We start from the raw sequence: 25,091 nt of genomic DNA, 5'->3' as shown, positions 1-25,091 counted from the left end.
AGAGCTATGAAAAATCGGTTTTTATCTGTTCAATCAGTGTCACCTGCCTGTCGGCAGACAGGTCTGTGGCCTATTTTTTTATTTAGTCCGCTTAGCGGACAGTAATATTAAATTAATTATATTTTTCTGTGGAACTAAAAGTCAAATTTTAAACCAAAGTTAAAACGTGCCTGATAGTATTCTACTTGTTTGGTATTGGCTGCGACACCTTGGTAATAACGCAACGGCTGGTTAGTTAAGTTATTTGCTTCTGCAAAAAGACGAATGTTTGGCGTGATTTTGTAAGCAGCATTGGCATCCAGGAAAAATTGTTTGTCATAATAACTATCCTGGTAGCTATCAGCTCCTAATTCGTCTAAATAGTCAGCGGCAAAATTGGTAGAAACTCTAGCCGAGAAACGTTTGTTTTCCCATGACAATGAACCGTTGAACATGTGCGGTGCTGTTCCCGGAAGGCTGATGTTTTTTCTTTCGTTTCCGTCTTCATCCGAAATTCCTTTTGCTTCTGATTTAGTGTACGTATAGTTCAAATACACTCCAAATCCTTTTAGAAATTTGCTTTCGAAGAAATCCAACTGACGTTGTAAAGCTACCTCAAATCCGTAAACATCTACACTTTTTCCGTTTCTGGACTGTACAAAAGACCAGTTTTCGCCTGTTGGAATTGGGTTGTTTTGATTTGGAAAATCAGCTGTAAACTTATCCGTTGTATATTGGTTATCGCTGTAATTATAAATAAAATCATTTAATCTTTTGTAGAAAACACCTCCTGAAATCAAACCAACCGATTTGAAATAATTCTCGGCCATGAAATCATAGTTGTAAGAATAGGTAACGTCCAAATCCGGATTTCCAGCAGTAATTTCCATATCGGAAGCAATGTTGTTTACATATGGAACCAAGGCGTAATAATCAGGTCTTGCCAAAGCCGTTGTTGCCGCTGCTCTTAAAATCAAATTTTTAGTAGCGTTGTATTGCAATGTGATACTTGGCAAAAGATTAGTGTAGGTATTGTTTGTGTTGATTTCGCCTTCTAATTCTTCTTCGTCCAGTACACGATTTCCTGTGTAGTTGATATGAGTAGTTTCGGAACGGAAACCTAACACCATCGATAATTTATCATTAAAATCCTGATCCCATCTTACATAAGCCGCATAGATATTTTCTTTGGCATTATAATTTACCGCTAAAAATTCGGATGGATCGGCTTCTTTTTCAAATAAAGAGGCATTGTTCAAATCCAGATTTCCTAAAAAGTGAGCCGAAGCAAAAGTTCCCGGTACAAATTTATCTCCCGGATTGAATCCTTTTCCATCAAAATAACTGGTAGGAACATCCGATAACAAAGCCATATCATCATTGATTGGTTCGTAAGCATAGAAAATATTATTTCTCATTTTCTCTTTCATACGCAATCTAAGACCAGTTCTAAATCTTCCTTTTTCAGTTGAAATAATAGTAAAAGGCACACGGATATTTATTTTGGCTCCAAATTCACTTTCGGAAGTATCATCGGTATTTTCAGAAACGGAGTCAAATTCTAATTCGTCCAAAGCTTCTCCCGATGTCGTAACCAAAGGAAATCTGTGTTCTGAAAAATCCTGAGTCATATCTAAACCTTCTTGACGGTATTCGATATAACGCTCGCCCGGACGGTATTCTCTGGCTTTAGCATAATTAGCTGACCAGTCTAAATCCAGTTTAGAGTTGATTAAATGTTCCCCACGCAATGAATAATTTTGCACACGCTGGTCTTCCAGTCTTCTGCTTTTATTTCTATTATTATCTACTCCACCTTTGGTTTCACGTTTTACACGACCTTCAAAACCAATGATGTCTTCACCGTCATAAATCGCTTCAATATCATCATAAGTGGTTCTGAAACGATTCTCTCTATCGTCTCTCCAGTTGTAAATAGCATTCGCAAAAATGGTGTTGTTTTCATTGAATTTGTAATCCAAAGCTAGCGAAGCACTACGACGAATACGTTGTACATCATACTTCCTAATCTCTGAAGCCTGTAAAAATTCGTTTCCAAAATCGTCTTTAGTCCATTCGTTTTCTACGTTATCCGAACCATAATCTACATTATTGTACGAACCACTTACCACTGCTCCAAATTTATCATTGAAAAAACGATTTCCGTAAACCAAACCAGCAGTGTAAGATGCTTTTTCGCGAATAGGCAAATAACCCCCAGCTACTGTAGCCGAAATTCTCTCGCCATTTGGAGTAGCTCTCGTAATCAAATTCACCGAACCTCCAATAGCATCAGCATCCATATCAGATGTCAAAGTTTTATTGACTTCGATAGTCGAAATCATATCCGATGGAATTAAATCCATTTGTACGTTTCTATTGTCTCCTTCAGCCGATGGAATTCGGTCACCATTTAAAGTAACAGAGTTCAATGATGGCGCTAAACCTCTAATGATAATGTTTCTGGCTTCTCCCTGATCGTTTTGCATCGTGATACCCGGAACACGTTTTAAAGCGTCTCCCACATTCGCATCCGGAAAACGCCCCACCTGATCTGACGAAATTACATTTCCAATATTTTTATTGTGTTTTTGTTGACTCAAGGCTTTGGCCTGACCTTTTAAAACATCACCTATAACTACTTCGTTCAACTGTGTTCCTGAAACTTTTAAAGCAAAATTATGAACTGCATTTGTACCTTTTGAAACCACAAGATTAGCCGATGCAGCTGCATAACCTATATAACTTACCTTAACGGTATAAGAACCTTCTTGTACATTTAAAAATTCATAACGACCGTTGTAATCAGAAATGGTATATCTATTCATTCCTTCTAACAGAAGCATCGCACCCGGTAAAGGCATTTTGTCATCGGCATCTAACACTTTTCCGGATATAACTCCTTTTTGAGCATAACCTGCCAATGCCAGTAAAAAAAACATCACGACTAAATAATTTTTTTTCATTGTTGTTGTTTTAATTAATTTGTGGCAAAACTAGGCGCCATCTATTAAGTTAAACCCTGAAAAAAATTAAGCTATTGTTATCAATACAGGCTTTAAGAAAGATTTTAATTACAATAAGATAACATTATAGAAGAAAAAGTTTAAACAAAACAGAAATCAATTGAAAGAAAGTCTAGATAAAGAATATCAAAAAAATCCCAATACAAAAGGTAGATTTTAGCACCCAAATTTACTTTCCTGAAACTGGCTGGAGTAAAGCCATAAAAAAACTTAAAGGCTGCCGAAAAATGCGACACGTCTTTATATCCGCATTTATAAGCTACTTCGCCCACATTAGAAGCTTCATTTTTGAATAAATCCTTAGCATACTCCATCCTGAGTTGCGTAACGTAGCTTTTTATAGTGGTTTTAAAACAAGCCTTAAAGCCTTTTTTTAGTTTAAACTCATTGAGCGATATTAATCTGGAAAGCTCCGAAAGAGAAGGCGCATTCGTAAAGTTTTTTTCTAAAATTAATTTGGCTTTCAAAAGTTTGCTCCTCTCTTCCTCGCCTAAATGTTCTTTATTCTGAGGTTTTTCTATTAAAGAATCCAACTGAAAAATCAGCAATTCTTTGATTTTAGCTTCCAAATACATTTTTTTCATCGAACCTTCGTAAGTGCAATTTTTAATTTCGTGAATTACCCATTGAATTCCCGAATTGAAAGGAGCATATTTAGGTGTTAAATACCCTGTTTTTTTTTGATTGATGTTTTTAGAGAATTTTTTATGCAGTGCCCAATCTTCGTTAATTAATTTCGAATAAAAATCAGGCGATAAAATAATAGTCACACAATTTATTTCTTCTAAAGCCGGAATTCGCAAAGTAGCTTTTAGCTCAGAGGCATAGAGAATATTATGAGTGTTCTCAATTGAAAACGGCTCGCTTTCCAGTTGGTCCACATGTGTTTCTAAATTATTCGAACAAATAAAACTCATCACAATTGATTCCCCAACAATTTTCGTTTGGATAGTTTGGGGTTTTGAAAAATACATTTGTGCATCCAGAATTAAAATCCCCTCAGTAATTTGATTATGAATTGTAATTTCTTCAATTCCATCGTTTTTGATAATGATTTTCTCCTCTACAAACTGACTTTTATGACTGTAACAATCCCCCGCCTCAATCGATATGAGGGGTTGCTGCTGTCCTAAAATTGTAGATATGAGTTTCAAAATAATAATCCGTTTTTACAAAGTAATAATCCGTTTTTCCCTATTTGTTTCTTGTACTGTGATAGTATTTTTGCGACAAATTTATTTATAATAAATCTAATTAAGAATAATTTTTTCAAAAAAATATAGATTACTATCAAAATGACTACTAACAAACTATTCCATCTGCTGTTTCTTTTACTAACTATTTCAGTCTTTTCACAGCAGGATGAAACAGCCGAAAAAGTCACTCTACCTACTAAAGCTCCTGTTACAGAAAAGAAAGTAAAAAAAGAAAACAAGATTGAAACCTTAAAAACAGTTAATATTCAGGGAAAATCACGCAAACAAAAAATAGAAACTACTGGTTTTGCTGTTAATGTTATAGAAACTAAAGAAGCATCCTTAAGAAATTTAACTACTAATGAATTATTAGATCGATCCGTTGGTGTTCGCGTAAGACAAAATGGAGGATTAGGTTCTAATGTAGAATACAACCTGAATGGTATGTCCGGAAGCACAATTGGAATTTTCTTAGATGGTATTGAAGTTTCTACTTTTGGATCTTCTTTCAACCTCAACAACATACCTCCCTCAATGATTGAGCGTATTGAAGTTTACAAAGGGATATTACCTTCACACTTAACAGGTGATTATGTAGGTGGAGCAATAAATGTGGTACTAAAGAAAGATGTTTCTCAAAACAATGCTACTGCAGCAGTTTCTTATGGTTCGTTCAATACTTTTCAATCTGATTTAAGTGCCACTTTTCGTGACAAAAAAACAGGAATTTCTTTTAGAGGTTCTGGCTTTTACACCTACACTGACAACAGCTATAAAACATGGGGCAGATCAACAACTTATGTCAATGAAGGTCAAGAAATTATTAGGCCCTATAGAGCAAAACGTTTTAACAATGACTATGAATCTATTGGTGGTCGTTTTGAAGTTGGTTTTACTGATACCAAATGGGCTGATCAATTTTTCATTGGATACAACGGATCAAGCAATTACACCGAAATCCCACACGGAATTACTATGGCTGTTCCCTATGTAGGTCGATTCAACGAAACTGAATCTCATGCTCTGTTACTCAATTATACTAAGAGAGATTTTCTTTTGAAAAATTTGGCTTTAAATATTAATGCAGTACGAAGTAACAGAAGTACCTACATTCAAGATACGGTAGGACTTGCTTATAACTGGGATGGAAAAGTAAGAACCAGGCCTGTCTTAATACCTGTTCTTGATGCTAACGGAGAAGAACAATATAAAACGAATGATAAAGGTGAGCAAGAACTAATAACTGAGACAATACATATACCATTAAATACACTTCAAGGAGGACAACAAGGACCAAAAACTATCACCAATACAGATAGAAAAATAACCAATGCCCGCTCTAATTTGGGATACATGATTACTCATGGACATCGTATTTCATTGAATCATAAATACGAATCAACAGATAGGAAAGATGAAGATTTGTTGAAACCAGGCTCTAGAGACCTAGCGACTAAAAGTATTGTTTCTAAACACATTATCTCTATGAATTATGAAGCAGAAACCTTCAACAGAAAAGTGAGAACAAATATTTTAGGTAAATATACCCACAATCGAAGCGATCAAACAAGATATGAAATCGTTTCTAGCGAAGGAGAAAACTCAATAGTAAAAAAAGATTCCACCAGAACGGATTACAATTTTGGTTACGGAGCTACAGTTTCTTACAATATAATTCCTAATTTTTTCATCATTGGTACGATGGAGAACTCCTATATTATGCCAACTGAAAATCAACTATTTGGATCACCTGACATTAATATATTACCCAATCTCACATTAGATCCAGAAAAAAACATTAACTACAATCTGGGTTTTCGTTACGGAGCATTGGATTTTGGCAAACACAAAATATCATTTTATGCCAATGCGTTCTGGCGCAATGGTTTTAATAAAATAACACAGCAGGTAGTCGATGCAACAGACCCTGATTTCAAAGAAGAGGATGCTGATATCCAAACTACTCGTTATGTCAATCTGGGCAAAACACAAGCACGTGGTTTTGAAGCAGAAATTATCTATATCTATAACAATCGATTGAACGCTTCTTTAAATTTTTCGAAGTTCAACAACGTGTTCAAACAGGAAACAGATAATAATGGTGAGGCACATAGCTTTTTTGGTCAACAAATACCTAACGAACCATTTTTTACAGCTAATGCCAATTGTCAATATCGATTTAATGATGTTTTTCAAAAGAAATCCATACTTAACGCATATTATACGATGGGCTATGTGGGTGAATATTACATAGTGTGGGGACAACCTGACTGGTCTTTAACTCCAAACCAATTTGTACATGATTTAGGTGCAAGTTACCGTTTTCCGTCTAAGAAATTAGTAGCTAGTATAGATATAAAAAATCTGTTTAACGCCGAAGTCTATGATAATTTTCAAATACAAAAACCCGGTAGAGGAATCTACTTCAAATTGAATTACACTTTTAGTAAATTTTTATAATCAAATTAAATCAATATCATGAAAAAAAATCTATTTAGAATAGCACTATTGAGTACCTTTTTTGCAGCTCTAACGTTAGGAAGCTGTAACAATGATGATAACAACAACGATTCAGGAGGCAATTCAGAGGATGACGGTACACGTTGGATTTCCTTAACAGGATCTTTTCCAGACGCAACTGGAACTCCAGGAAACGGAGGTACTCGTGCCTATGCCATTACACCGGAGAATGCTGCCAACCCAGACTACGAAGTAGATCTTTTTAAAATGAACGGTGAAACATATGTTAACGGATTTGCTTTAAAATCAAGCCGTACCGCTCGTGTTCAGGCTTCTGAAGACGGTAAATTTTTATACAATATCCAATATACCGGTACCGATGGTGGTGTATTCAACAAATACAAAGTTTCGGGAGCAGGAAAATACGAAGAAGTAGGTTCTGAGGTAAATACTGCTTCTATTTTAGGAACATCGCCACGATGGGTAAAAGCTGCCGAGGGAATTGGCGTAGGTGTATATGCAGGTTCAGCAATATTAGATTATGAAGGAACTGCTCCAAACTTTACTTATAAAAATAGAGATAGTGAAGTTAAAATTGCAACAATAGATTTGAATAACACCTATATTATTAATACTGCTATATTTAATTTCCCTTGGACTGACGAAGAAAGAGCAGCTGGTTATGGCGTAAGTCGTATTGATGTTCCTGTATTAAATGCTGCTAAAAACAAACTATACATTGGTTGTAATGTAAGCAAAGTAGATCCTACAAAAACACCAACTATAGATGCTAATGGCATACCTTCATGGCCAGCTGACAACGCTAACATTAATGGTACCAAAACTTTAGTAGTAGATTATCCTTTACTAAGAAATGCTAAAGTTATTACTTCTACTTTAACAAAAACAAACAACCACGGTTACCGAACCATGACACAATATGTAGGTACTGATGGTCATGTATATCAGGCTACTGCAACTGGCGGTGCAGATATCTTACGCATTAGTAAAACAACTAATGATTATGATGCGTCTTACCACTTTAATCTGAATACTGCTTTAGGAATTACAGGAGCTCAAATTAAAGCCTGGAGGTATGTTAAAGATGGAGTTGCTGTAGTTCTTTATACAACAACAAGTGTAGCAGGCGGATACGTTGCCATTATCAATCTAAATGATAAAACGGCAGTTAAATTGGCTACCGAAGTTGAAACCGATGCAGCATTATCTACAACCTTAGGACAATTCCAAAATATTGGTCTTATTGGCGACAATGTGTATCTTCCATTAACACCTGCAGGGAAAGATGGTAACATTTATATTGTAAACACAAAAAACAAAACCATCACAAAAGGAGCTAAACTAAAAGCTGCTTCTGGTAGTTTCTACTTAGGTGCTTACTAAAAAAAACAAATCCCGACGAGTTAAAAACTTGTCGGGATTTTACTTTTAAAACTGTCCTTTTTTACATCAAACTCAAAATCTCTTTTTTGAAAGCATCGTATTCTCCTTGAAGAATCAATCCGTTATCGAGGAGTTTCTTGTAATTCTGCAATTTGGCAAAAAGTTCGTCCTGAGACAAGCCTTTTAATTCATTATCACCAGCAACCTCATTAGCTGTAAACACTGGCTGGGTAGCAGGCAGAATTTCGGCGTAGTTAGTCACTTCTTCGGTTTCGATTTCTTCAATTTCCTCAACCACCGCAGCAGTTTCCTCCGGAACAACCACAGTATTTTGAGCTGAACCGGCTTTTAAAAGATCCAATTGTTCTTTGGCAAAAGTATAAATTTTTCTGGCCTGAATTTTCGGAATATAATCTATGGAAACCGTCATATCAGTTTTAGTCGAAAAAGAAAACTCTGAACCCAGAATGTTTTCTTTTACAAAAGTACCTTCTATCTGATCCCAGGTATAATCGACAAAATCCATTGAAAGCCCTAAATTTTTAGGCTGACAAATAATGATTCTTTTATTGGTTAAAACAATACTATCCGGAAAAACCGTAAGTGCCGGTTTTTTTTGAACGCCTATATATCCTATTTCTTCGTTTTTCATTAATAAATCATTGAGCTTTGAAGTGATTTTTTCAATAGCTTTAGGATCTTGTTCCTCGTTTAAAAATTTCTTGATTTGATCTTTCATTTTAAATTCGATTTATTTTCAATTGGTTAAATAGTCATTTTTTATCTTACAAAAGTAAAACCTAATTTCTTAAACAGGAGTTAATTATTTGAACTTTACTTTACAATTATTTTTGATAAAAATACACAAAAAAGCCTTAGTTATTTTCTAAACAACTAAGGCTTTTTACTATTGATTATTCTTTTTTAGATTAATCCTTTTCGCTTTTTCTCTAAATAACCGTAATACGTCAAATTATTAGGCACCTCAGTTTTTGGAAAGAAATAACTCGCTATCCAGCCCACGCTAAACAATACTAAATGACTGTAAACCCCTAACATGTATTTATGTTGGGTGTAATTATAAATCCCCATATCCAGCAAGAGATGCCTGTTTGCACCATTGCCTGTTGAAGTTGAAGTTAATAAGGCAAATCCCGTAAACAAAATACAGGCAACAATGCCAACATTCAAACCTTTTCTGTTAGCTCTGTTTACAAAAAGCCCTAACAACAGCATCCCTGCAATTCCTCCCGAAAAAATAGCATACAACATAAAAACTGTTGATAAAATCCCATCGTTTTCACCAGCAAAAACATAAAAACTGGCTACTAAAATAGCAGCTAATCCAGCAACAACTACCAGAATTTTCCCCATTCGAAGCTGATCCATCCCTGAACTGTTAGGATACAATCGTTTGTAATAATCATCTACACCTACAGCTGCCAGACAGTTCAAATCGGCATCCAAACTGGAAATTGCCGCTGCTATCAATGCCGATAAAATCAAACCTATTAATCCCGGTGGTAATTGGGTAGTTATAAAATGAGGAAAAACCGCATCTGATTTAATTCCCTGAGGTAATTCTACCGGATTTAAACCGTAAAAAGAGAACAAAGCTGTTCCTATAAACATAAAAGCAATCCAAACCGGTACTGTAATCCCAATTCCTAAAACTGCCGCTTTTATAGCATCTTTATCTGATTTTGCGGTAAGATAACGTTGTACAATAGTCTGATCGGCGCCATATTTTTGAATAGCATAAAAAGTACCATTGATAACCATAACCCAAAATGTAAGATTAACAAAGTCAAAATCATAAGGTCCAAAACCTATTTTATCATGATCTACCGCATAATTGACAATAGCACCAAATCCGCCATCTGTTTTTAAAAGAATAACTACTATGGCAACAATACCTCCTAAAATCAACAAGAACCCCTGAATTACATCTAACCAAATTACCGCTTCCATTCCGCCAAAAAGGGTAATAAAAACAATTGCAATTCCTATTATCCAAATTATCGACAAAGTATTAACACCGGTCATTGAGGACAAGGCTAAAGCCAGAAGAAACAACACCGAACCCATTTTAGAAAAATGAGCAAAAATAAATCCCAGCGAGCCATAGACTCTGGCAAGATAGCCGAACCGTTTTTCAAAATATTCATAGGCACTTAATCCAATGACATTGCGATACAAAGGCACAATAAATCGTATGGAAAAAAGAAGAACAACCGGAACCATAAATCCCTGAATAAGAAGAATCCAATTTGACTTATAGCCTTCTCCAGGATAAGCCAAAAATGTTACACTACTAATTAATGTTGCAAATATTGACATCCCAACTGCCCAGGCAGGAATATTTCCTCCTGCTGCAAAATATTGCTCGGTATTAGTGTTCTTCTTAGAAAATCGGACACCAAACCAAAAAGTAATAATAAGTGATAAAACAATAATAAAATAATCAATAAAATGTAAGGAGGATTCATTCATAAGTTAAAAAGATTAAAATTTCCAGACAGACTCAGTCCACTGATAACTTCCTGGTTTTAGGGTTAAATACATTTCTTTTACTTGCTCTATTTTCATTCTTATTACCCCTTGTGCTAATTCTTGTTCAGGGTAAAACTTTTTATATTCTAAATGTTCAATAATAGAATAGGCAGTAGCACCACCTTCTATCAATAATTCTTCCAAAGTTACCCTTGAGAGTACTTTTTTTACTACTGAAGCTAATATTTCTTTTATTTTACAAGGAACATCAGTAACTCCATCGCATTCAAGTGTATCAATAGCAATAATTACTTTGTCATTTTTTTCAATAGCATCAATAATTGCATCTCCCCAATTTTCAATCATTTCCTTATAATCCCCAACACATAAAATGTTTTCAGGCATATACAAAACAGCTCCTCCGGCTTGTTTTGCTTTTCGAACCACTTCCCTGCTTGGCTCATAATTACTTCCACATACATACAGCGCTTTTTTACCAAAAGACATAGTTTTGACTGCTGTGGTTTTTTCTTTTTTTATTTTTCTCAAAATAGCATTGAAAAAACTCGCTCCCCCCGCAGGCAACATTGTATCATCAATTACATTAGCCCAACTCATCAAATCTTCACTTGTGGGGGTGTTACCAATAATAAAACCCTCATAAGGCATTTTTTGTCCCAAAGAAACAGAAAAAGATTGTGCTTTGTAATCTACTCCAATTAAATCCAAAACATTAGAAGTAGTTCCTTTTTCAAATTCGTCTCCAAAAAAATCAGATTCCATCAAAGGGATTTTATTCACATAATAGATACCATCAACAATAGTTCGGTTCATCGCCGGATTAGCAGGAACAAGCAAAACCTTTTTCTTGCCCGAAACTGCTAATTGAACCTCTAATTCATCTCCAATTTTTCCACGAAGTAGCGAATCAGTTTTTTTGTAAATAAAATCGGGATGTAATTTAAGTAATTCTTCTGTAACTTTTTTAATTTGTTTTTGTGCCTCAATCTTACAGAGAGATCTGGTATTTGTTGCGATTACCAAAACATCACAGTTGTAATTTGTATTTACGCTAGTGTCTATCGTAACAGTAAATCCGTTGCGAAGCGCAATTCCGCCAATTTCGGCAGCACCTGTAAAATCATCTGATATAACCGCTATCATCTCCCTCTCTATTGATTGTCTTGTTTATTTTTATGTAGTTTAGCCGCATATTCTATAGCTAGCACCATAGCATCCGGGCTGGCAATTCCTCTACCTGCAATTTCCATTGCGGTTCCGTGGTCAACCGAAGTTCTTATAATAGGTAATCCCAAGGTAATGTTTACTCCTCTTACGCTTTTCATTTGTCCTTTAGACTGATCCCAATTAAATCCTACTGTTTTAAAAGGAATATGTCCCTGATCATGGTACATAGCCACACAACCATCATATACTCCTCCAATTGCTTTTGGAAATAAAGTATCGGCAGGAATTGGCCCTTCAACATTATAACCTCTTTTTAATGCTTCCTGAACTGCCGGAAGTATTTCCTGCTCTTCTTCGTAACCAAAAAGTCCGCCATCACTGGCATGCGGATTTAATCCTGCCACACCAATTTTAGGATTAAGAACACCCAGTTTTTTACAGGCATCATTTATAAGAGAAATACATTCCAGAATTCTGTCCTTTTTAACCAAATCACAGGCTTGTCTCAAAGAAACGTGCGTTGAAACATGCACTACTCTTAAATTTTCTTCCACCAATAACATTCCGTATTTTTTGGTATCAGTATAATGAGCATATATTTCGGTATGACCGGCAAAAAGATGTCCTGCTTTTTGAATAGATTCTTTATTAATAGGTCCTGTAACCGTTCCGTCGATTTCTCCTGCCAGAGCCAATTCGATATTTCGAACTACCGTCCTAAAAGATACATCACCCGCTTCGGCTGTGATTTCGCCCATCTTTAAATCGGCGATATTCATGTAATTCAAATCAAAAACATCTGCTGTACCTTTTTCAAATTTGGCATCAGCAATTTTTGAAATTCTGTTTACTTTTAAATCCAATCCGCAAAACTGAATTGCCTGTTCAAAAACATCAGCTTCCCCTACTAAAACAGGCTGACATACTTCATACACCTTTGGATCTAATAATGCTTTTACAGCTACTTCAGGTCCTATACTTGCGGGATCTCCCATTGTTATCCCTAATATTGGCTTTCTATTCTCCATTATTCAACGCTGTTTAAGCTTTTTAAATCGGTTCCGTAGTTTTTTATTTTTTCTGTTGCTATCTTTTCGTCAGCCTCATTTAGAGCAATCATTGGCAATAAAACAGCTTTTGTACATAAATTATATTTTGCCAATAAAAATTTCAAAATCGGAATAGCATTAACCAAGATTTGATTTTCCTGATATACTTTAGAAATCGCATCGCTTTTTTCCTGAGCTTTTTGTGCTGATTCATTATTTCCGGAAAGCACACTTTCATAAATCGTACTATACAATTGTGGAGTTAAATTTCCGGTACTTGGGACTAAACCGTCAGCTCCCAGTAACATAGCCTCATAAGATTTAGCAGCCCAACCCAATAAATAAGAGAAATCAGCTCTGTCTTTCCAAAGCCCAATGGCTTTAGCCATACGTTCTTCACCTCGTTCTGATTCTTTGTAACCAACAATGTTAGGATGTTTACTCAACTCCTCTGCCGTTTCTAAATCAATAGACATATTAGTTGTCATTGGCATATTATAAACAATTAATGGCAATGCAACTGCCGATGCTAATTGGTTAAAATAATTCAAAATGTGATTTTGATTCAACGGATAATAATAAGGAACGTGCGTCACCAGAACATCCACTCCCAAATCAGTATAAACCTTAGCCTGATCTAAAGATTCCTGAAAACAATTCCCCGAAATTCCGGCATAAACCGTAGCTTTTCCTTTAGCTACCTCAACGGTTTTCTTAACTAAAGCCACTTTACTTTCGAAAGAAATTGAACTCGATTCTCCGGTAGTTCCCAGTACAAACGGATGACATCCTCCATCAATAAGATGATTAACCAATACAGTTACCGCATCTAAATCGATATTCATATCGGAATTAAATGGCGTTACCATCGGCACTACTACTCCATTATATTTTTTACTATTTTTCATCTTTATATAACTAAAAAGCGGCTTTATAAATCGCAACCGCATCATCTACAGCAATTTCTCTGATATTATTTTTCAACAAACGTTGCACTTTAACCGCTCCTTCGGCTAACAAAGGGATCGATTCCTGTTTTACACCTGCTTGTTTCAAAGTTATTGGTAATCCACAATCTACTATCAATTGTTTCATAATTTTAACTCCTTCTAAAGCGGTTTCTCTCGAAGTAGCTTTCTTTTCTGCACCTAAAACAGCAGCTATTCTTTCATATTTAGTAGCATCAGCCTCAATATTGTATTCCATTACATAAGGTAATAACAAGGCATTTGACAAACCATGAGGAATATGATACTCTACTCCCAAAGGATAAGACAAGGCATGAACTGCAGCTGTATTTACCGGACCCAAACACATCCCTCCATACATACTCCCCAATGCTACCTGACTTCTGGCTTCTATATCAGCACCATCATCACAGGCTCTTTTTAAGTATTTTGCAATAAGTCGAACTCCTTCCAGGGCATATAAATCCACAAATGGATGGGCAAATTTATTAGTATAAGCTTCTAAACAATGGGTCAAAGCATCGATTCCTGTTGCAGCGGTAACACTTTTAGGCAAAGAAACTGACAATATAGGATCAATATAGGCTGCATCCGGAACTAAATACGGACTAATAATCCCTACTTTTTCTCCTAATTCATTAACAAAAATAGCATTGGGCGAAACCTCACTTCCTGTTCCGGAAGTAGTAGGAATACAAGCTACATAAATCTGTCTTTCTTTTAGATTCCCAATTCCTTTTATTTCATCTAAGGTTTGGGTGTTTTTTAATTGAGCAGCAATCAGTTTGGCAACATCCAGAACGCTTCCGCCACCAATACCTACAACACTATCGGCTTCAAAATTTTGAGCTTTTAGCAAAACCTGGCTAAAATCATCAAAAGTAGGTTCTCCCACTATAGATTCATCTGTAAAAATTTCAATTCCCTGTGATTTTAACTCTTCTAAAAAAGGTGCTAAAACATTGCGAAGTTCAACAATGCTCAACAAAAACATTCGTTTAAAACCTTTCTCGACAAAATCACCAACAAATCGTTGCATACTTCCCTCCCCGAAAACAACACGATTAGGATTTAAAATTATAATTTCTTTCATTTTTTCCTTTTTATATAAACCACTCTAATACAGAAAAATAACCCCAAAGAAACTTTATGTTTAAAAATGTAAACGTTTACATTTTTAAACATAAAAAAACTACTCTAAACGAGCAGTAGATTTCCTCAGCATTAACTCTGTTTTCAAAATAACTTTTTCTTTTTTACTGCCAGGATTTAAAATCCTTTCATACAACATCTCTGCTGCTTTTCTTCCCATATCAAAACCAGGCTGACGAACAGCACTTAATGGCGGATTTAACGAAATAGACCATGGCATATCATCAAAACCTATAATCGAAATTTCCTCCGGAATCTTAATCCCTTTAGCATGTATAGCCTCGAGAGCACCTAAAGTCAACAGATTATTCCCTGAAAATATCGATGTTGGACGTTCTTTTAATTCTAAAATTTTATTAGCTATTTCAAATCCACTCTTATAATCGGTATCTCTAGCAAAAATCAGATTCTCATCAAAAGGAACTCCATACTCGCTTAAGGCTCTTTTATAACCAGCCAAACGTTCAATATAGGTTGGGATTCTGAAATTACCCGAAATAAATGCAATCTTTTTGTGACCGATACTTAACAAATGATCAATTGCATTAAAAGCCCCCTGTTCATTATCCACCTTCACCACATCAACATCAATATCTGTCAAACCTCTATCTATACAAACAACCGGAATATTCTTTTTAACTAAGTTTTCAATTCCCTTATCTTTTCCATGTATAGGAGCTACTATCAAACCATCAATGTTTTCAGATTGAAGAATATCCAGATATAACTTCTCCTTTTTCTCATCCTGACCAAAATTGCCAATCATAACTGCAAAATTATTCTGGTAGGCATAATCCTCAACTCCTCTAACCACATCAACGAAAAAAGGATTCTGAATATCGGGAATAACTAAACCAAGTAATTTAGTTTTTTTGCTGGTACTTCTTAACCTTTGTGCTACACGATTGGGTTTGTACTCCAATGCCGCAATCGAAGCCTGAACTTTAAGCATAGTATCCTTGCTTACCTTAGGATCATTATTAATGACTCTAGATACTGTGGCTATAGAAACCTTAGAATGTTCAGCTACCGCTTTTAGATTTGACAATTTGAATAATGTAAACGTTTACATTACAAATGTGAGGAATTAAATTTTAAAAAACAAATTTTCTCCACTTTTGTTTTTAATTCTAGCAAAACACCCATAAAACACTACAAATAAAACAACTAGAGAACCCTAACTAAGTCATAAACAAAACTTCCTGCTGCACTTTTTTAGTTAAACCCTTAAAAACCAATCCGTAGGAATGATCTATCATTTCTTTTAAAAATAAATCAGAAACATCCGAATTTATCGCAACTGTATTCCAATGATTTTTATTCATGTGAAAACCGGGTTGAATCCCTTCAAACTGTACTCTCCATTCTTTAGCCAAATCAGGATTGCATTTTAAATTCACCGATGGACTCCCTATCTCCCATTGTTTTAATGACGATAAAGCAAATATTTTATCACCAACCTTGAAAACCAAAGTGTCTTCGTCAAAAGGAAAATGCTCGGTCACTCCTCTCTTCGAAGTACAATATTCATAAAAAGTTTCTAAGTTCATAGCACTATTTTTTCCATTAATTTCTCAGGATGAGCCAATAATTTGAATCCGAATTTTTGATATAAAAAATGAGCATCTGTGGTTGCTAATCTCCAAATTTTAATTTCCTTTAATTCCGATTCGTTCATCATGGCATCAATCAAAATAGACGAATAGCCATTTCCTCTATATTTTTCATCAATAAAAACATCCATCAAATAGGCAAACACCACATAATCAGTAATTACTCTTGCAAAACCTATTTGTCTGCCGTCAAGATAAATTCCAAAACAAAAAGAATTCTCAATGCAAACCTGAACTTCTTCAATAGTTCTGGGTGCGGCCCAATAAATATCCTTCAGAAAATTATGAATAAACGGAATGTCAAGTTTACTTTTATCTGTAGAAACGCTAATCATATTTTAACGACATTTTTTAACCGCAAAGTTTACTAAGATTTACGCAAAGTTCGCCAAGCTTTTTTTATACTTTGCGGTCTTTACGTTTAAACATTATTCCAAATTTAAATAAAATAAATCCGACGCAATCCCATCCGTTAAAAACTTTCCTTTTTTAGTTGGTTTCAGGATGTTGTTTTCAATAAAAAGCAAATCATCGCTTAAGAATTTCTGTGCCTGATTTAATAGATAATCCAAATAATTTTGTCCAAATTCAGTCTGAATCCTATCTAACGAAACACCCCAAATAGTTCGCAAACCCGTCATAATATATTCATTGTAACAATCGGCAACGGATAGAATCTCAATTTCATTTGGAAGTTTACTTTCCTGAATGGATTTCAGATAAAGTGCATTGTTAGCCACATTCCAACTTCTGGAAATCCCATCATAACTATGTGCCGAAGGACCAATCCCAATGTATTTTTTACCCAGCCAATAAGCCGAATTGTTTTTAGAAAAATAATTTTCCTTTCCAAAATTCGACAGCTCATAATGTACAAACCCATTGGCTTCGAGTGTTTCTACCAAAATCATAAAATGTGCTGAAGCCACCTCATCCTTTGGCTCGGCAATTTTTCCTGTTTGAATCAATTTATTCAAGGCTGTTTTTGGTTCCACTGTCAAGGCATAACTCGAAATATGCGGAATCCCAAAACTTAAAGCGGTTTCGATATTTTGCTTCCAACGCTCAACACTCATCCCCGGAATTCCATAAATCAAATCGAGTGAAATATTATCGAAATATTGTGTCGCTACTTCCAGACATTTTTTGGCTTCCGCCGAATTATGTGCCCGATTCATCATTTTCAAATCATCTTCGAAAAAAGATTGAATCCCAATCGAAAGACGATTGACACCTATTTTTGTAAGTTCAATCAAATAATCTTCCGATAAATCATCCGGGTTAGCTTCTAAGGTTATTTCAGGTTTTTCGATTACTTTATAATTATCATAAATCGCAACAATCTGCAATCTCAAATCTGCAATCTGCAATCTGCTCGGCGTTCCTCCTCCAAAATAAATGGTTTCAACAGTTTCCTGAGCAAACTCATTTTTACGCATTTCCAATTCTTTGGCCAAAGCCAAAACCATCTCATCTTTTTTCTTCATAGAAGTCGAAAAATGAAAATCGCAGTAATGACAAGCCTGCTTGCAAAATGGTATGTGTATATAGATTCCTGACATTACTTTTTCACTCTTTCTTCATTCTGTTTCACAAAAGCATCCCAACCCGAATAACTTTTGCCTGCCACCACCTTTCCTGAGTTAAAAAAATGACAAACTGCAGCAGCCAAACCATCCGTTGAATCAAGGTTCTTAGGCAGTTCTTTCAGTCCTAAAAGCTGTTGCAGCATTTTAGCAACCTGTTCTTTACTGGCGTTTCCGTTACCGGTAATCGCCATTTTAATTTTCTTAGGTTCGTATTCTGTAATTGGAATATCTCTGGAAAGACCTGCCGCCATAGCTACACCCTGGGCACGGCCAAGCTTTAACATCGATTGAACATTTTTACCAAAAAAAGGAGCTTCAATGGCAATTTCATCCGGATGGTGTGTATCAATCAATTCGATGGTACGCTCAAAAATAACTCTTAGCTTTTGGTAATGATTATCGTATTTGGATAATTGCAATTCATTTAACTGAACAAATTCCATTTTTTTATTGATAACACGTATCAAACCAAAACCCATTATGGTTGTTCCCGGGTCAATCCCTAATATGATGCGTTCTTTTGTCAACTGATTTTTTGTTTGGGTTACACAAAGTAGCGCCAAGTTACCACAGAGATTCACAAAGTTTTTTTATTCCTCTGTGGGTCTTTGTGTTTCCTTTGCCAATCTTTGTGAAATAGCTTTTTCGCAATAGTTTTCTTTACTTTGCAGCATGATTTCAATTCCTCACAAAACTAAGCAATTCCTCGTACTTCTAATCAAAATTCTGATTGTAGCTGCTGCCTTTTATTTTATTTACGACCAACTGGCGAATAACGATAAACTGAATTGGCAAAAATTCATTGTTTTGTTCCAAAAAAACCAATCCGTTTCGGGAATCAGTTTTATTTTGTTATTGAGTGTTTTAAACCGTTATTTCGAAATCTTAAAATGGCAAAATCTGGTGCAAAACATCCGTAATATCACAATAGCCCAATCAACAAAACAGGTTCTTGCTGCTTTAACCGCCGGATTATTCACCCCAAACGGTGTGGGTGAATACGCCGGAAAAGCTTTGTTTTTTAATAAATCAGAAGCTAAAAAAGTCATTTTCCTGAACCTGATTTGCAATGGAATTCAAATGATTTTAACCATTATATTTGGAATTTTCGGACTGCTGTATTTCAATGCACAGTTTAATGTTATTACACCAAAAACGGTTTTAAGCCTGGTTGGAATTTGTTTTTTGCTTTTTGGAATTTTATTCTTTTCGAAAAAAATAAACATAAAAGGCTATTCGATAGAAAAATTAATCCATAAGATTAACGAAATTCCCAAAAGCATTCACCAGCGCAATATCCTCCTTGGTATTTGTCGCTATATTGTTTTTTCACATCAATACTATTTTTTGTTTTTAGCTTTTGATGTTGATTTGCCTTATTTAACACTCATGTCAGCCATTACCTCTGTCTATTTTTTGGCATCTTCCTTACCTACTTTTCAGTTTTTGGACTTTGCCGTCAAAGGTAGTGTAGCCATTTATTTCTTCGGGATTTTAGGCGTAAACGAATGGATTGTCGTTTTTATCTCTACCCTGATGTGGTTTCTTAATGTAGTGATTCCTGTGGTAATTGGCAGTTATTATGTATTGAATTTCAAGACCAGAAACATTGCATAATGCTTTTTGTAATCGTCATATTATCCATTTATTTCGCAGCCATATTACTTTTAATTTATGGTTTTACAAAGGTAAAAAACTACGATACTATTGGCTTAAAGCCAAAAACCAGTTTTACAATTATTGTTCCTTTTCGAAACGAAGCCGATAATTTACCGATACTCTTAGAAAGTATTTCGAAATTGAATTATCCAATGGACTTATTTGAAGTGATTTTAGTGGATGATGATTCAGATTTTAAATTTCAGATTTTAGATTTCAGACCCGAGCGACAGCGAACAAGCGAAGCACTTCAGATTTCGATAATTGACACTATTAGAGTTTCGAATTCTCCTAAAAAAGATGCTATTACAACAGCTGTTCCGTTAGTAAAAACGGATTGGATTATCACCACGGATGCCGATTGTGTAGTTCCTGAAAATTGGCTTTCAGCCCTGGACAATTACATTCAAACACATAAAGTCGCTATGCTAGCCGGGGCGGTGACTTATGAATGTAACAATTCCTTTTTACATCATTTTCAGCAACTGGATCTGGCGAGCTTACAAGGCGCAACAATAGGAAGTTTTGGAATTGGAAAAGCTTTTATGTGCAATGGTGCGAATTTAGCTTACACCAAATCACTTTTTGAAGAATTAAACGGTTTTGACGGGAATAACACCATTGCTAGTGGCGATGATGTTTTTCTGTTACAAAAAGCTATCGCGAGATTTCCCGAAAAAGTACATTATTTGAAATCAGAAAACACCATTGTCTCCACAAAACCAGTTAACAACTGGAAAGCTCTGTTTTATCAAAGAGTGCGTTGGGCTTCAAAAACTACTTCATACCAAAGCAATTTTGGAAAATTATTAGGATTAATAGTTTTTGCAGGAAACTTGATTTTGGTTTTGAGTTTAGGGTTTTGGATTATGGGGAGTATTCCGTTTCTACAGCTACTTTTTTTATCTCTTTCAAAATTTATTATCGACAGTATTTTGATTTTTAAGACTAATCGATTTTTAACTCAAAACAAAATACGCTATTTGGTTTTAAGCAACTTATTTTATCCTTTTTTCAGTCTAAGTGTGGCTTTATATACTGCGTTTGGAAAGTATGAATGGAAGGGGAGAAAGTTTTAGGTTGTAGAATGCGGATTAGAAAACTACTCCACTTTAATAATTACCGGTAAAATAAATTGGGTTTTTACAGGAATTCCCTGTTTGAGAGCCGGATTTACTTTTGGAAAATTTACCAGTCGAGCGTGTAAAATACTGTCAATTTTAATGGTATCATAAGCCACAGAATCTTTAGGGAATTGGGGTTCGAACTGCATTTTAGAATTTGGGAATACAGTCACTTTCACTTCTATCGTATCAAGTTCCGGATAAAGAGCCGAAAGTGTGTCTATCTCCAATTTTTCCTGTATGAGTTGGGTTAAACTATCAAAAAAACATTGTTGGCGTTGAACTTTTTCATCCAGTTTGTCGCAATCCACAAAGGAAGGATATTCATCTACCTCTTTCCAGTTTATTGCTTTCAACTCTTTTTGCAATAATTCTTTCTCTGACGGCACTTGCTTTTCGAAGTATTGACAGGAATTGAATATAGCGAAGAGTAAAAAAAAGTAATAATGCTTCAAAGTTTTGTTTTTGAATTCGACTAATATTTTATAAAAATACAATTATTTTTTTGAGATGCTTTATAAAGCCAATAATCTTGCTAACTTTCTATAATTTATTTTTCAAAATTAATAAAAATTAGTTTATGGATATTGTACTTTTCATTCTTGGCTTAGTTTGCATGCTCATTGGGGTTCTGGGAAGTTTTTTACCCGTATTACCCGGAATTAGTGTTAGTTGGTTAGGTATTGTGCTATTGTATTTTACAACTGCCGTACCTGCTAATTATTGGATTCTAAGCAGTACTTTTCTGGTGCTTGTTCTTTTTTCTATTGCTAATTACATTTTGCCTTCCAAAGGAACAGAACAATTTGGCGGCAGTAAGGCGGGTATTTGGGGAACTAACATCGGACTTGTTGTTGGCTTATTAGCTCCCATACCTTTAGGTTTTATAATTGGTCCGTTTCTGGGTGCTTTGATTGGCGAATTAGTGTTTGATGCTAAAAATGTACAACATGCGTTACGAGCGGCCACCGGATCAGTTTTAGGAATTTTAGCCTCCAATTTTATACAATTTATGCTTAGTATAATTTACTTTGGAATATTTATTTCTATTGTGTGGGAATACAAAACACTGCTTTTTAGCTAGAAAGAAACCTTTTTATTTTTTAATCCTAATTTAATACATTTGAGAGATGAAGATAGAATCACAAATAGGGAAAATTGCCAGTTTTCAGCATTTAGAATTACTTGCTAACCAAGTCGTCGAAGGTTTTATTTCAGGAATGCATAAAAGTCCGTTTCATGGATTTTCGGCCGAGTTTGCTGAACATAAAGTCTATAACACCGGCGAAAGCACCAAGCATATCGACTGGAAATTGTTTGCAAAAACAGATCGTTTGTACACCAAACAGTTTGAAGAGGAAACCAATTTGCGCTGTCATATCATTATCGACAATTCTTCGTCGATGCACTATCCCAAATTAAAATCCAATCAGAATTTTTACGAAAGCAAAATAGGCTTTTCTGTTTTGGCTTCGGCCGTGTTGATGAATCTCTTAAAAAAACAAAGGGATGCAGTAGGCTTAAGTGTGTTTTCGGATACTTATGAGTATTATGCGCCCGAAAAAGGCAGCGATCGTCATCATCGAATGGTGTTGAATGCACTGGAAAATTTACTGCAAGAACCCGTTACTAAAAAAAGCACCGATACAATTACTTTTTTACATCAAATAGCCGAGAAGATTCACCGTCGTTCTATGATTGTTTTGTTTACGGATATGTTTCAAACAGGAGAAGAAGAGCGTTTATTGAATGCTTTGCAACATTTAAAACACAACAAGCATAAGGTAGTTTTATTTCATGTAGTAGATGGAAAAACAGAACTCCGTTTTGATTTTGATAATGCGCCACGAAAATTTATTGATGTAGAAACTGGCGAAGAAATAGTTGTTTTTGCTGACAATGTAAAAGAAGAATACGAAAAACAGGCCACTTTGTACTTCAAAAAACTTACATTGAGCTGTGCGCAAAACAAAATCAAGTATGTTCCGGTAAGCGTGAGAGAAGATTTTGAAAAAATCATACTCACTTATTTAACTGAAAAACAAAAGTTTGGATAAACTACATAAAAATATATTATTATTTTTAGTAAAAAGACTTGTTTAAATAGAAATCTATTGTATCTTTGCCACCGCAATAAAGCAGAGGTTTGGTAGTTCAGTTGGTTAGAATACATGCCTGTCACGCATGGGGTCGCGGGTTCGAGTCCCGTCCAGACCGCTAATATTGGGAAAGCCTTTCATAACAGAAAGGCTTTTTTTTCCACTATACGGTATCTAAAGCTAGTTGTGTTGTTAGGTCGGCCTAGTTAGCTGATCTCGGTTTAGTAGTTAAACCAATGAAAAGCTTTTCACTTAAATGTGAATGGCTTTTTTGATTTTAGGGAGGCACTAAAAAAAGAATTATTTTTTTTAACAGAAGGCTTGTTTTTAAAAGAAATTATATTGTATATTTGCACTCGCAATAAAGCAGAGGTTTGGTAGTTCAGTTGGTTAGAATACATGCCTGTCACGCATGGGGTCGCGGGTTCGAGTCCCGTCCAGACCGCTAAAATTGTTAAAAGCGATTCAGAAATGAATCGCTTTTTTTATTTGCTTTTTTTGATTCCGAATAATTAAAAACATCTTTCATCTCGTCTATTAAAAATCAATCTCAAAACTTGGGGAGAGAAAAAGAATCCACCGCAGAGAACACTAAGTTTTTTTAGCCTTAGCTTTTCTTTTAGAAACATTCAGAATTAATCCTCATTACTGCACAAAAAAAGGCTTGACTCACGCCAAACCTTTTTCTCATATAAATCATAATCTTACGATTACAACAAAGCGTCTAAACTATCTGCATAAGTTTGCTTAGGAGCAACTCCTACTTGCTTTCCTACGACTTCTCCGTTATGAAAAACCAATACAGTAGGTATGTTTCTCACTCCGTATTTAGCAGCAAATTCCTGGTTTGCATCTACATCAACTTTCCCTACAACAACTTTCCCATCGTACTCATTGCTTAGTTCGTCAATGATTGGCCCAACCATTCTACAAGGCCCACACCATGCTGCCCAAAAATCTACCATAACTGGTTTGTCTGACTTCAATACTACTTCTTCAAAAGTAGCGTCTGTTATTGCTAATGCCATATTTCTTTATTTAAAGTTTATAAATATAAAGTCTTTAATTCCTTAAACACTATGCAAATTTAGAAATTAAAAACTAACTAAACACTATTCCAAAATTAGTTTTGGCTATTAATGTATTGTTAATAATTATCTGTAATTCCAAATCATCCTGAATAGCACCTTCAACAAAACAAGAAGGAAACAAAATTCATTTTGAAAAACAATAAAAAATCCCGCCGAAGCAGGATTAGTATTTATTCTTGAATTTTATTTAAAAACAAATTTTTACCTAAAAACCGGATAAGCAAAATAGCCAGTAAAGAACCTGCAGTATTAGCTACAACATCAATAACATCGCCACTTCTGCTAGTTGTCAAAAAAGTCTGAAACAATTCTATTGCAATTCCAAACACAAAAGCCATTAGAACAACAACAACAAAAAGCTTTTTACGACTTACTTTTTTAAAATAAAACTGAAGTGCATAAAACCACAACAGACTAAACACGAAATAAAAAAATGCGTGTATATATTTATCGATGTATGAAATCTTAATTTCGGGAAGCTCGCTTATCCTTATTAAACAGAGATACAAAATATTCGCTGTCCAACACAGTGCTGCCCCGATACAAATTTTCTTAAGCACCAATCAATTCTTTGTAGCCTTCAGCAGTTAACAAAGTATCGTATTCAGCTAAATCTGAAACCTTAACTTTTATCATCCAGCCAGCTCCATAAGGATCTGAATTCACTAATTCCGGAGCATCTTCTAAACCTGTGTTGAATTCAATTATTTCTCCGGTTAAAGGTAGAAACAAGTCCGAAACAGTTTTTACCGCTTCAACAGTACCAAAAACTTCATCTTTCTCAAGTGTTTGATCTAAAGTTTCCACTTCAACATAAACAATATCACCCAACTCTTTTTGAGCAAAATGCGTAATTCCTATTGTTGCAACATCTCCTTCAAGACTTACCCATTCGTGATCTTTAGTGTACTTTAAATTTGCAGGTATATTCATAGTAATAGTAATTGAAATATGATAATTATTATTTTTTGGCAAATGTAACAATCTTCAAATTAAATCTT

General features: G+C 35.0%; 23 protein-coding genes and 2 tRNA genes. 8 read left to right on the top strand and 17 right to left on the bottom strand.

Annotated features, from left to right (window positions below):
* Positions 1-134: 134 nt before the first annotated feature.
* Together BIW12_RS08670 and BIW12_RS08665 are read right to left on the bottom strand one after the other, a co-directional pair.
* Positions 135-2,945, bottom strand: coding sequence for a TonB-dependent receptor (locus tag BIW12_RS08670; protein ID WP_071184758.1), 2,811 nt, complete (start codon positions 2,943-2,945; stop codon positions 135-137).
* A 140-nt stretch (positions 2,946-3,085) separates the two neighbouring features.
* A complete protein-coding gene (locus BIW12_RS08665) occupies positions 3,086-4,159 on the bottom strand; it encodes a helix-turn-helix domain-containing protein (protein ID WP_071184757.1) in 1,074 nt (357 codons plus the stop codon).
* A 141-nt stretch (positions 4,160-4,300) separates the two neighbouring features.
* On the opposite strand from BIW12_RS08665, the gene BIW12_RS08660 reads away from it, so the two are divergent.
* Positions 4,301-6,661, top strand: coding sequence for a TonB-dependent receptor (locus tag BIW12_RS08660; RefSeq protein WP_071184756.1), 2,361 nt, complete (start codon positions 4,301-4,303; stop codon positions 6,659-6,661).
* A gap of 18 nt (positions 6,662-6,679) precedes the next feature.
* Complete coding sequence (locus tag BIW12_RS08655; RefSeq protein WP_071184755.1) at positions 6,680-8,065, top strand: hypothetical protein; 1,386 nt, start codon at positions 6,680-6,682, stop codon at positions 8,063-8,065.
* Positions 8,066-8,126: 61 nt separating this feature from the next.
* Here BIW12_RS08655 and BIW12_RS08650 read toward each other — a convergent pair whose 3' ends face one another.
* The 11 genes from BIW12_RS08650 to ruvC all read right to left on the bottom strand — a co-directional run bounded on the left by BIW12_RS08650 (position 8,127) and on the right by ruvC (position 18,644).
* A complete protein-coding gene (locus tag BIW12_RS08650) occupies positions 8,127-8,804 on the bottom strand; it encodes a PH domain-containing protein (RefSeq protein WP_071184754.1) in 678 nt (225 codons plus the stop codon).
* A 185-nt stretch (positions 8,805-8,989) separates the two neighbouring features.
* Positions 8,990-10,558, bottom strand: a complete 1,569-nt coding sequence (locus BIW12_RS08645; RefSeq protein WP_071184753.1) for a sodium:solute symporter — start codon at positions 10,556-10,558, stop codon at positions 8,990-8,992.
* A 12-nt stretch (positions 10,559-10,570) separates the two neighbouring features.
* Positions 10,571-11,722, bottom strand: coding sequence for a four-carbon acid sugar kinase family protein (locus BIW12_RS08640; protein ID WP_071184752.1), 1,152 nt, complete (start codon positions 11,720-11,722; stop codon positions 10,571-10,573).
* Positions 11,723-11,730: 8 nt separating this feature from the next.
* Positions 11,731-12,774 carry a 4-hydroxythreonine-4-phosphate dehydrogenase PdxA gene (pdxA, locus tag BIW12_RS08635; protein ID WP_071184751.1) on the bottom strand — a complete coding sequence of 348 codons (1,044 nt, stop codon included), beginning with the start codon at positions 12,772-12,774 and terminating at the stop codon, positions 11,731-11,733.
* A complete protein-coding gene (locus tag BIW12_RS08630; RefSeq protein ID WP_071184750.1) occupies positions 12,774-13,703 on the bottom strand; it encodes a dihydrodipicolinate synthase family protein in 930 nt (309 codons plus the stop codon). Before BIW12_RS08630 ends, pdxA begins: the two co-directional genes overlap by 1 nt.
* A gap of 10 nt (positions 13,704-13,713) precedes the next feature.
* On the bottom strand, positions 13,714-14,856 hold the full coding sequence (locus tag BIW12_RS08625) for an iron-containing alcohol dehydrogenase (RefSeq protein WP_071184749.1): 1,143 nt from the start codon (positions 14,854-14,856) through the stop codon (positions 13,714-13,716).
* 99 nt (positions 14,857-14,955) lie between these two features.
* Positions 14,956-15,963 (bottom strand): LacI family DNA-binding transcriptional regulator, encoded by a 1,008-nt coding sequence (locus tag BIW12_RS08620; RefSeq protein WP_071184748.1) that lies wholly within the window; start codon positions 15,961-15,963, stop codon positions 14,956-14,958.
* A 133-nt stretch (positions 15,964-16,096) separates the two neighbouring features.
* Positions 16,097-16,465: an MmcQ/YjbR family DNA-binding protein gene (locus tag BIW12_RS08615; protein WP_071184747.1), complete on the bottom strand. Its 369-nt coding sequence runs from the start codon at positions 16,463-16,465 to the stop codon at positions 16,097-16,099.
* Positions 16,462-16,863 (bottom strand): GNAT family N-acetyltransferase, encoded by a 402-nt coding sequence (locus tag BIW12_RS08610; protein WP_071184746.1) that lies wholly within the window; start codon positions 16,861-16,863, stop codon positions 16,462-16,464. The genes BIW12_RS08615 and BIW12_RS08610 overlap by 4 nt, the downstream gene beginning before the upstream one ends.
* A gap of 93 nt (positions 16,864-16,956) precedes the next feature.
* Positions 16,957-18,090, bottom strand: coding sequence for a radical SAM family heme chaperone HemW (hemW, locus tag BIW12_RS08605; protein ID WP_071184745.1), 1,134 nt, complete (start codon positions 18,088-18,090; stop codon positions 16,957-16,959).
* The gene (gene ruvC, locus BIW12_RS08600; protein ID WP_083382169.1) at positions 18,090-18,644 is read right to left on the bottom strand and encodes a crossover junction endodeoxyribonuclease RuvC; all 555 of its coding nucleotides are present in this window, start codon (positions 18,642-18,644) and stop codon (positions 18,090-18,092) included. The genes hemW and ruvC overlap by 1 nt, the downstream gene beginning before the upstream one ends.
* Positions 18,645-18,789: 145 nt before the next feature.
* Between ruvC and BIW12_RS08595 the strand changes: the two genes are divergently transcribed.
* Positions 18,790-19,734 (top strand): lysylphosphatidylglycerol synthase domain-containing protein, encoded by a 945-nt coding sequence (locus BIW12_RS08595; RefSeq protein ID WP_071184744.1) that lies wholly within the window; start codon positions 18,790-18,792, stop codon positions 19,732-19,734.
* On the top strand, positions 19,734-20,855 hold the full coding sequence (locus tag BIW12_RS08590; RefSeq protein ID WP_071184743.1) for a glycosyltransferase family 2 protein: 1,122 nt from the start codon (positions 19,734-19,736) through the stop codon (positions 20,853-20,855). The genes BIW12_RS08595 and BIW12_RS08590 overlap by 1 nt, the downstream gene beginning before the upstream one ends.
* 23 nt (positions 20,856-20,878) lie before the next feature.
* Here the strand turns inward: BIW12_RS08590 and BIW12_RS08585 are convergent, their stop codons facing one another.
* Positions 20,879-21,355 carry a hypothetical protein gene (locus BIW12_RS08585; protein WP_071186250.1) on the bottom strand — a complete coding sequence of 159 codons (477 nt, stop codon included), beginning with the start codon at positions 21,353-21,355 and terminating at the stop codon, positions 20,879-20,881.
* A 125-nt stretch (positions 21,356-21,480) separates the two neighbouring features.
* Here BIW12_RS08585 and BIW12_RS08580 point away from each other — a divergent pair, with 125 nt between their 5' ends.
* From BIW12_RS08580 to BIW12_RS08565, 4 genes are all read left to right on the top strand, one after another.
* Positions 21,481-21,984: a DUF456 domain-containing protein gene (locus tag BIW12_RS08580; RefSeq protein ID WP_071184742.1), complete on the top strand. Its 504-nt coding sequence runs from the start codon at positions 21,481-21,483 to the stop codon at positions 21,982-21,984.
* A 46-nt stretch (positions 21,985-22,030) separates the two neighbouring features.
* A complete protein-coding gene (locus BIW12_RS08575) occupies positions 22,031-22,957 on the top strand; it encodes a DUF58 domain-containing protein (RefSeq protein ID WP_071184741.1) in 927 nt (308 codons plus the stop codon).
* 86 nt (positions 22,958-23,043) lie between these two features.
* A tRNA-Asp gene (locus BIW12_RS08570) sits at positions 23,044-23,117 on the top strand.
* Positions 23,118-23,370: 253 nt separating this feature from the next.
* A tRNA-Asp gene (locus BIW12_RS08565) sits at positions 23,371-23,444 on the top strand.
* Positions 23,445-23,709: 265 nt separating this feature from the next.
* Here the strand turns inward: BIW12_RS08565 and trxA are convergent.
* From trxA to gcvH, 3 genes are all read right to left on the bottom strand, one after another.
* On the bottom strand, positions 23,710-24,027 hold the full coding sequence (trxA, locus tag BIW12_RS08560; protein ID WP_071184740.1) for a thioredoxin: 318 nt from the start codon (positions 24,025-24,027) through the stop codon (positions 23,710-23,712).
* A gap of 233 nt (positions 24,028-24,260) precedes the next feature.
* Complete coding sequence (locus BIW12_RS08555) at positions 24,261-24,650, bottom strand: VanZ family protein (protein ID WP_071186248.1); 390 nt, start codon at positions 24,648-24,650, stop codon at positions 24,261-24,263.
* The gene (gene gcvH / locus BIW12_RS08550; protein WP_071186246.1) at positions 24,643-25,023 is read right to left on the bottom strand and encodes a glycine cleavage system protein GcvH; all 381 of its coding nucleotides are present in this window, start codon (positions 25,021-25,023) and stop codon (positions 24,643-24,645) included. The genes BIW12_RS08555 and gcvH overlap by 8 nt, the downstream gene beginning before the upstream one ends.
* Positions 25,024-25,091: the final 68 nt, after the last annotated feature.

It is taken from the genome of Flavobacterium commune, assembly GCF_001857965.1.
Lineage (GTDB): Bacteria > Bacteroidota > Bacteroidia > Flavobacteriales > Flavobacteriaceae > Flavobacterium > Flavobacterium commune.
The sequence above is the reverse complement of the archived record's forward strand: the minus strand, read 5'-3'. Positions and strand labels throughout refer to the sequence as shown.

Coding starts and splice junctions, on each gene's coding strand:
- BIW12_RS08670 (WP_071184758.1), bottom strand. CDS start 2,945: ATGAAAAAAAATTATTTAGTCGTGATGTTTTTTTTACTGGCATTGGCA.
- BIW12_RS08660 (WP_071184756.1), top strand. CDS start 4,301: ATGACTACTAACAAACTATTCCATCTGCTGTTTCTTTTACTAACTATT.
- BIW12_RS08655 (WP_071184755.1), top strand. CDS start 6,680: ATGAAAAAAAATCTATTTAGAATAGCACTATTGAGTACCTTTTTTGCA.
- BIW12_RS08650 (WP_071184754.1), bottom strand. CDS start 8,804: ATGAAAGATCAAATCAAGAAATTTTTAAACGAGGAACAAGATCCTAAA.
- BIW12_RS08645 (WP_071184753.1), bottom strand. CDS start 10,558: ATGAATGAATCCTCCTTACATTTTATTGATTATTTTATTATTGTTTTA.
- BIW12_RS08640 (WP_071184752.1), bottom strand. CDS start 11,722: ATGATAGCGGTTATATCAGATGATTTTACAGGTGCTGCCGAAATTGGC.
- pdxA (WP_071184751.1), bottom strand. CDS start 12,774: ATGGAGAATAGAAAGCCAATATTAGGGATAACAATGGGAGATCCCGCA.
- BIW12_RS08630 (WP_071184750.1), bottom strand. CDS start 13,703: ATGAAAAATAGTAAAAAATATAATGGAGTAGTAGTGCCGATGGTAACG.
- BIW12_RS08625 (WP_071184749.1), bottom strand. CDS start 14,856: ATGAAAGAAATTATAATTTTAAATCCTAATCGTGTTGTTTTCGGGGAG.
- BIW12_RS08615 (WP_071184747.1), bottom strand. CDS start 16,465: ATGAACTTAGAAACTTTTTATGAATATTGTACTTCGAAGAGAGGAGTG.
- BIW12_RS08610 (WP_071184746.1), bottom strand. CDS start 16,863: ATGATTAGCGTTTCTACAGATAAAAGTAAACTTGACATTCCGTTTATT.
- hemW (WP_071184745.1), bottom strand. CDS start 18,090: ATGTCAGGAATCTATATACACATACCATTTTGCAAGCAGGCTTGTCAT.
- BIW12_RS08595 (WP_071184744.1), top strand. CDS start 18,790: ATGATTTCAATTCCTCACAAAACTAAGCAATTCCTCGTACTTCTAATC.
- BIW12_RS08590 (WP_071184743.1), top strand. CDS start 19,734: ATGCTTTTTGTAATCGTCATATTATCCATTTATTTCGCAGCCATATTA.
- BIW12_RS08580 (WP_071184742.1), top strand. CDS start 21,481: ATGGATATTGTACTTTTCATTCTTGGCTTAGTTTGCATGCTCATTGGG.
- BIW12_RS08575 (WP_071184741.1), top strand. CDS start 22,031: ATGAAGATAGAATCACAAATAGGGAAAATTGCCAGTTTTCAGCATTTA.
- trxA (WP_071184740.1), bottom strand. CDS start 24,027: ATGGCATTAGCAATAACAGACGCTACTTTTGAAGAAGTAGTATTGAAG.
- gcvH (WP_071186246.1), bottom strand. CDS start 25,023: ATGAATATACCTGCAAATTTAAAGTACACTAAAGATCACGAATGGGTA.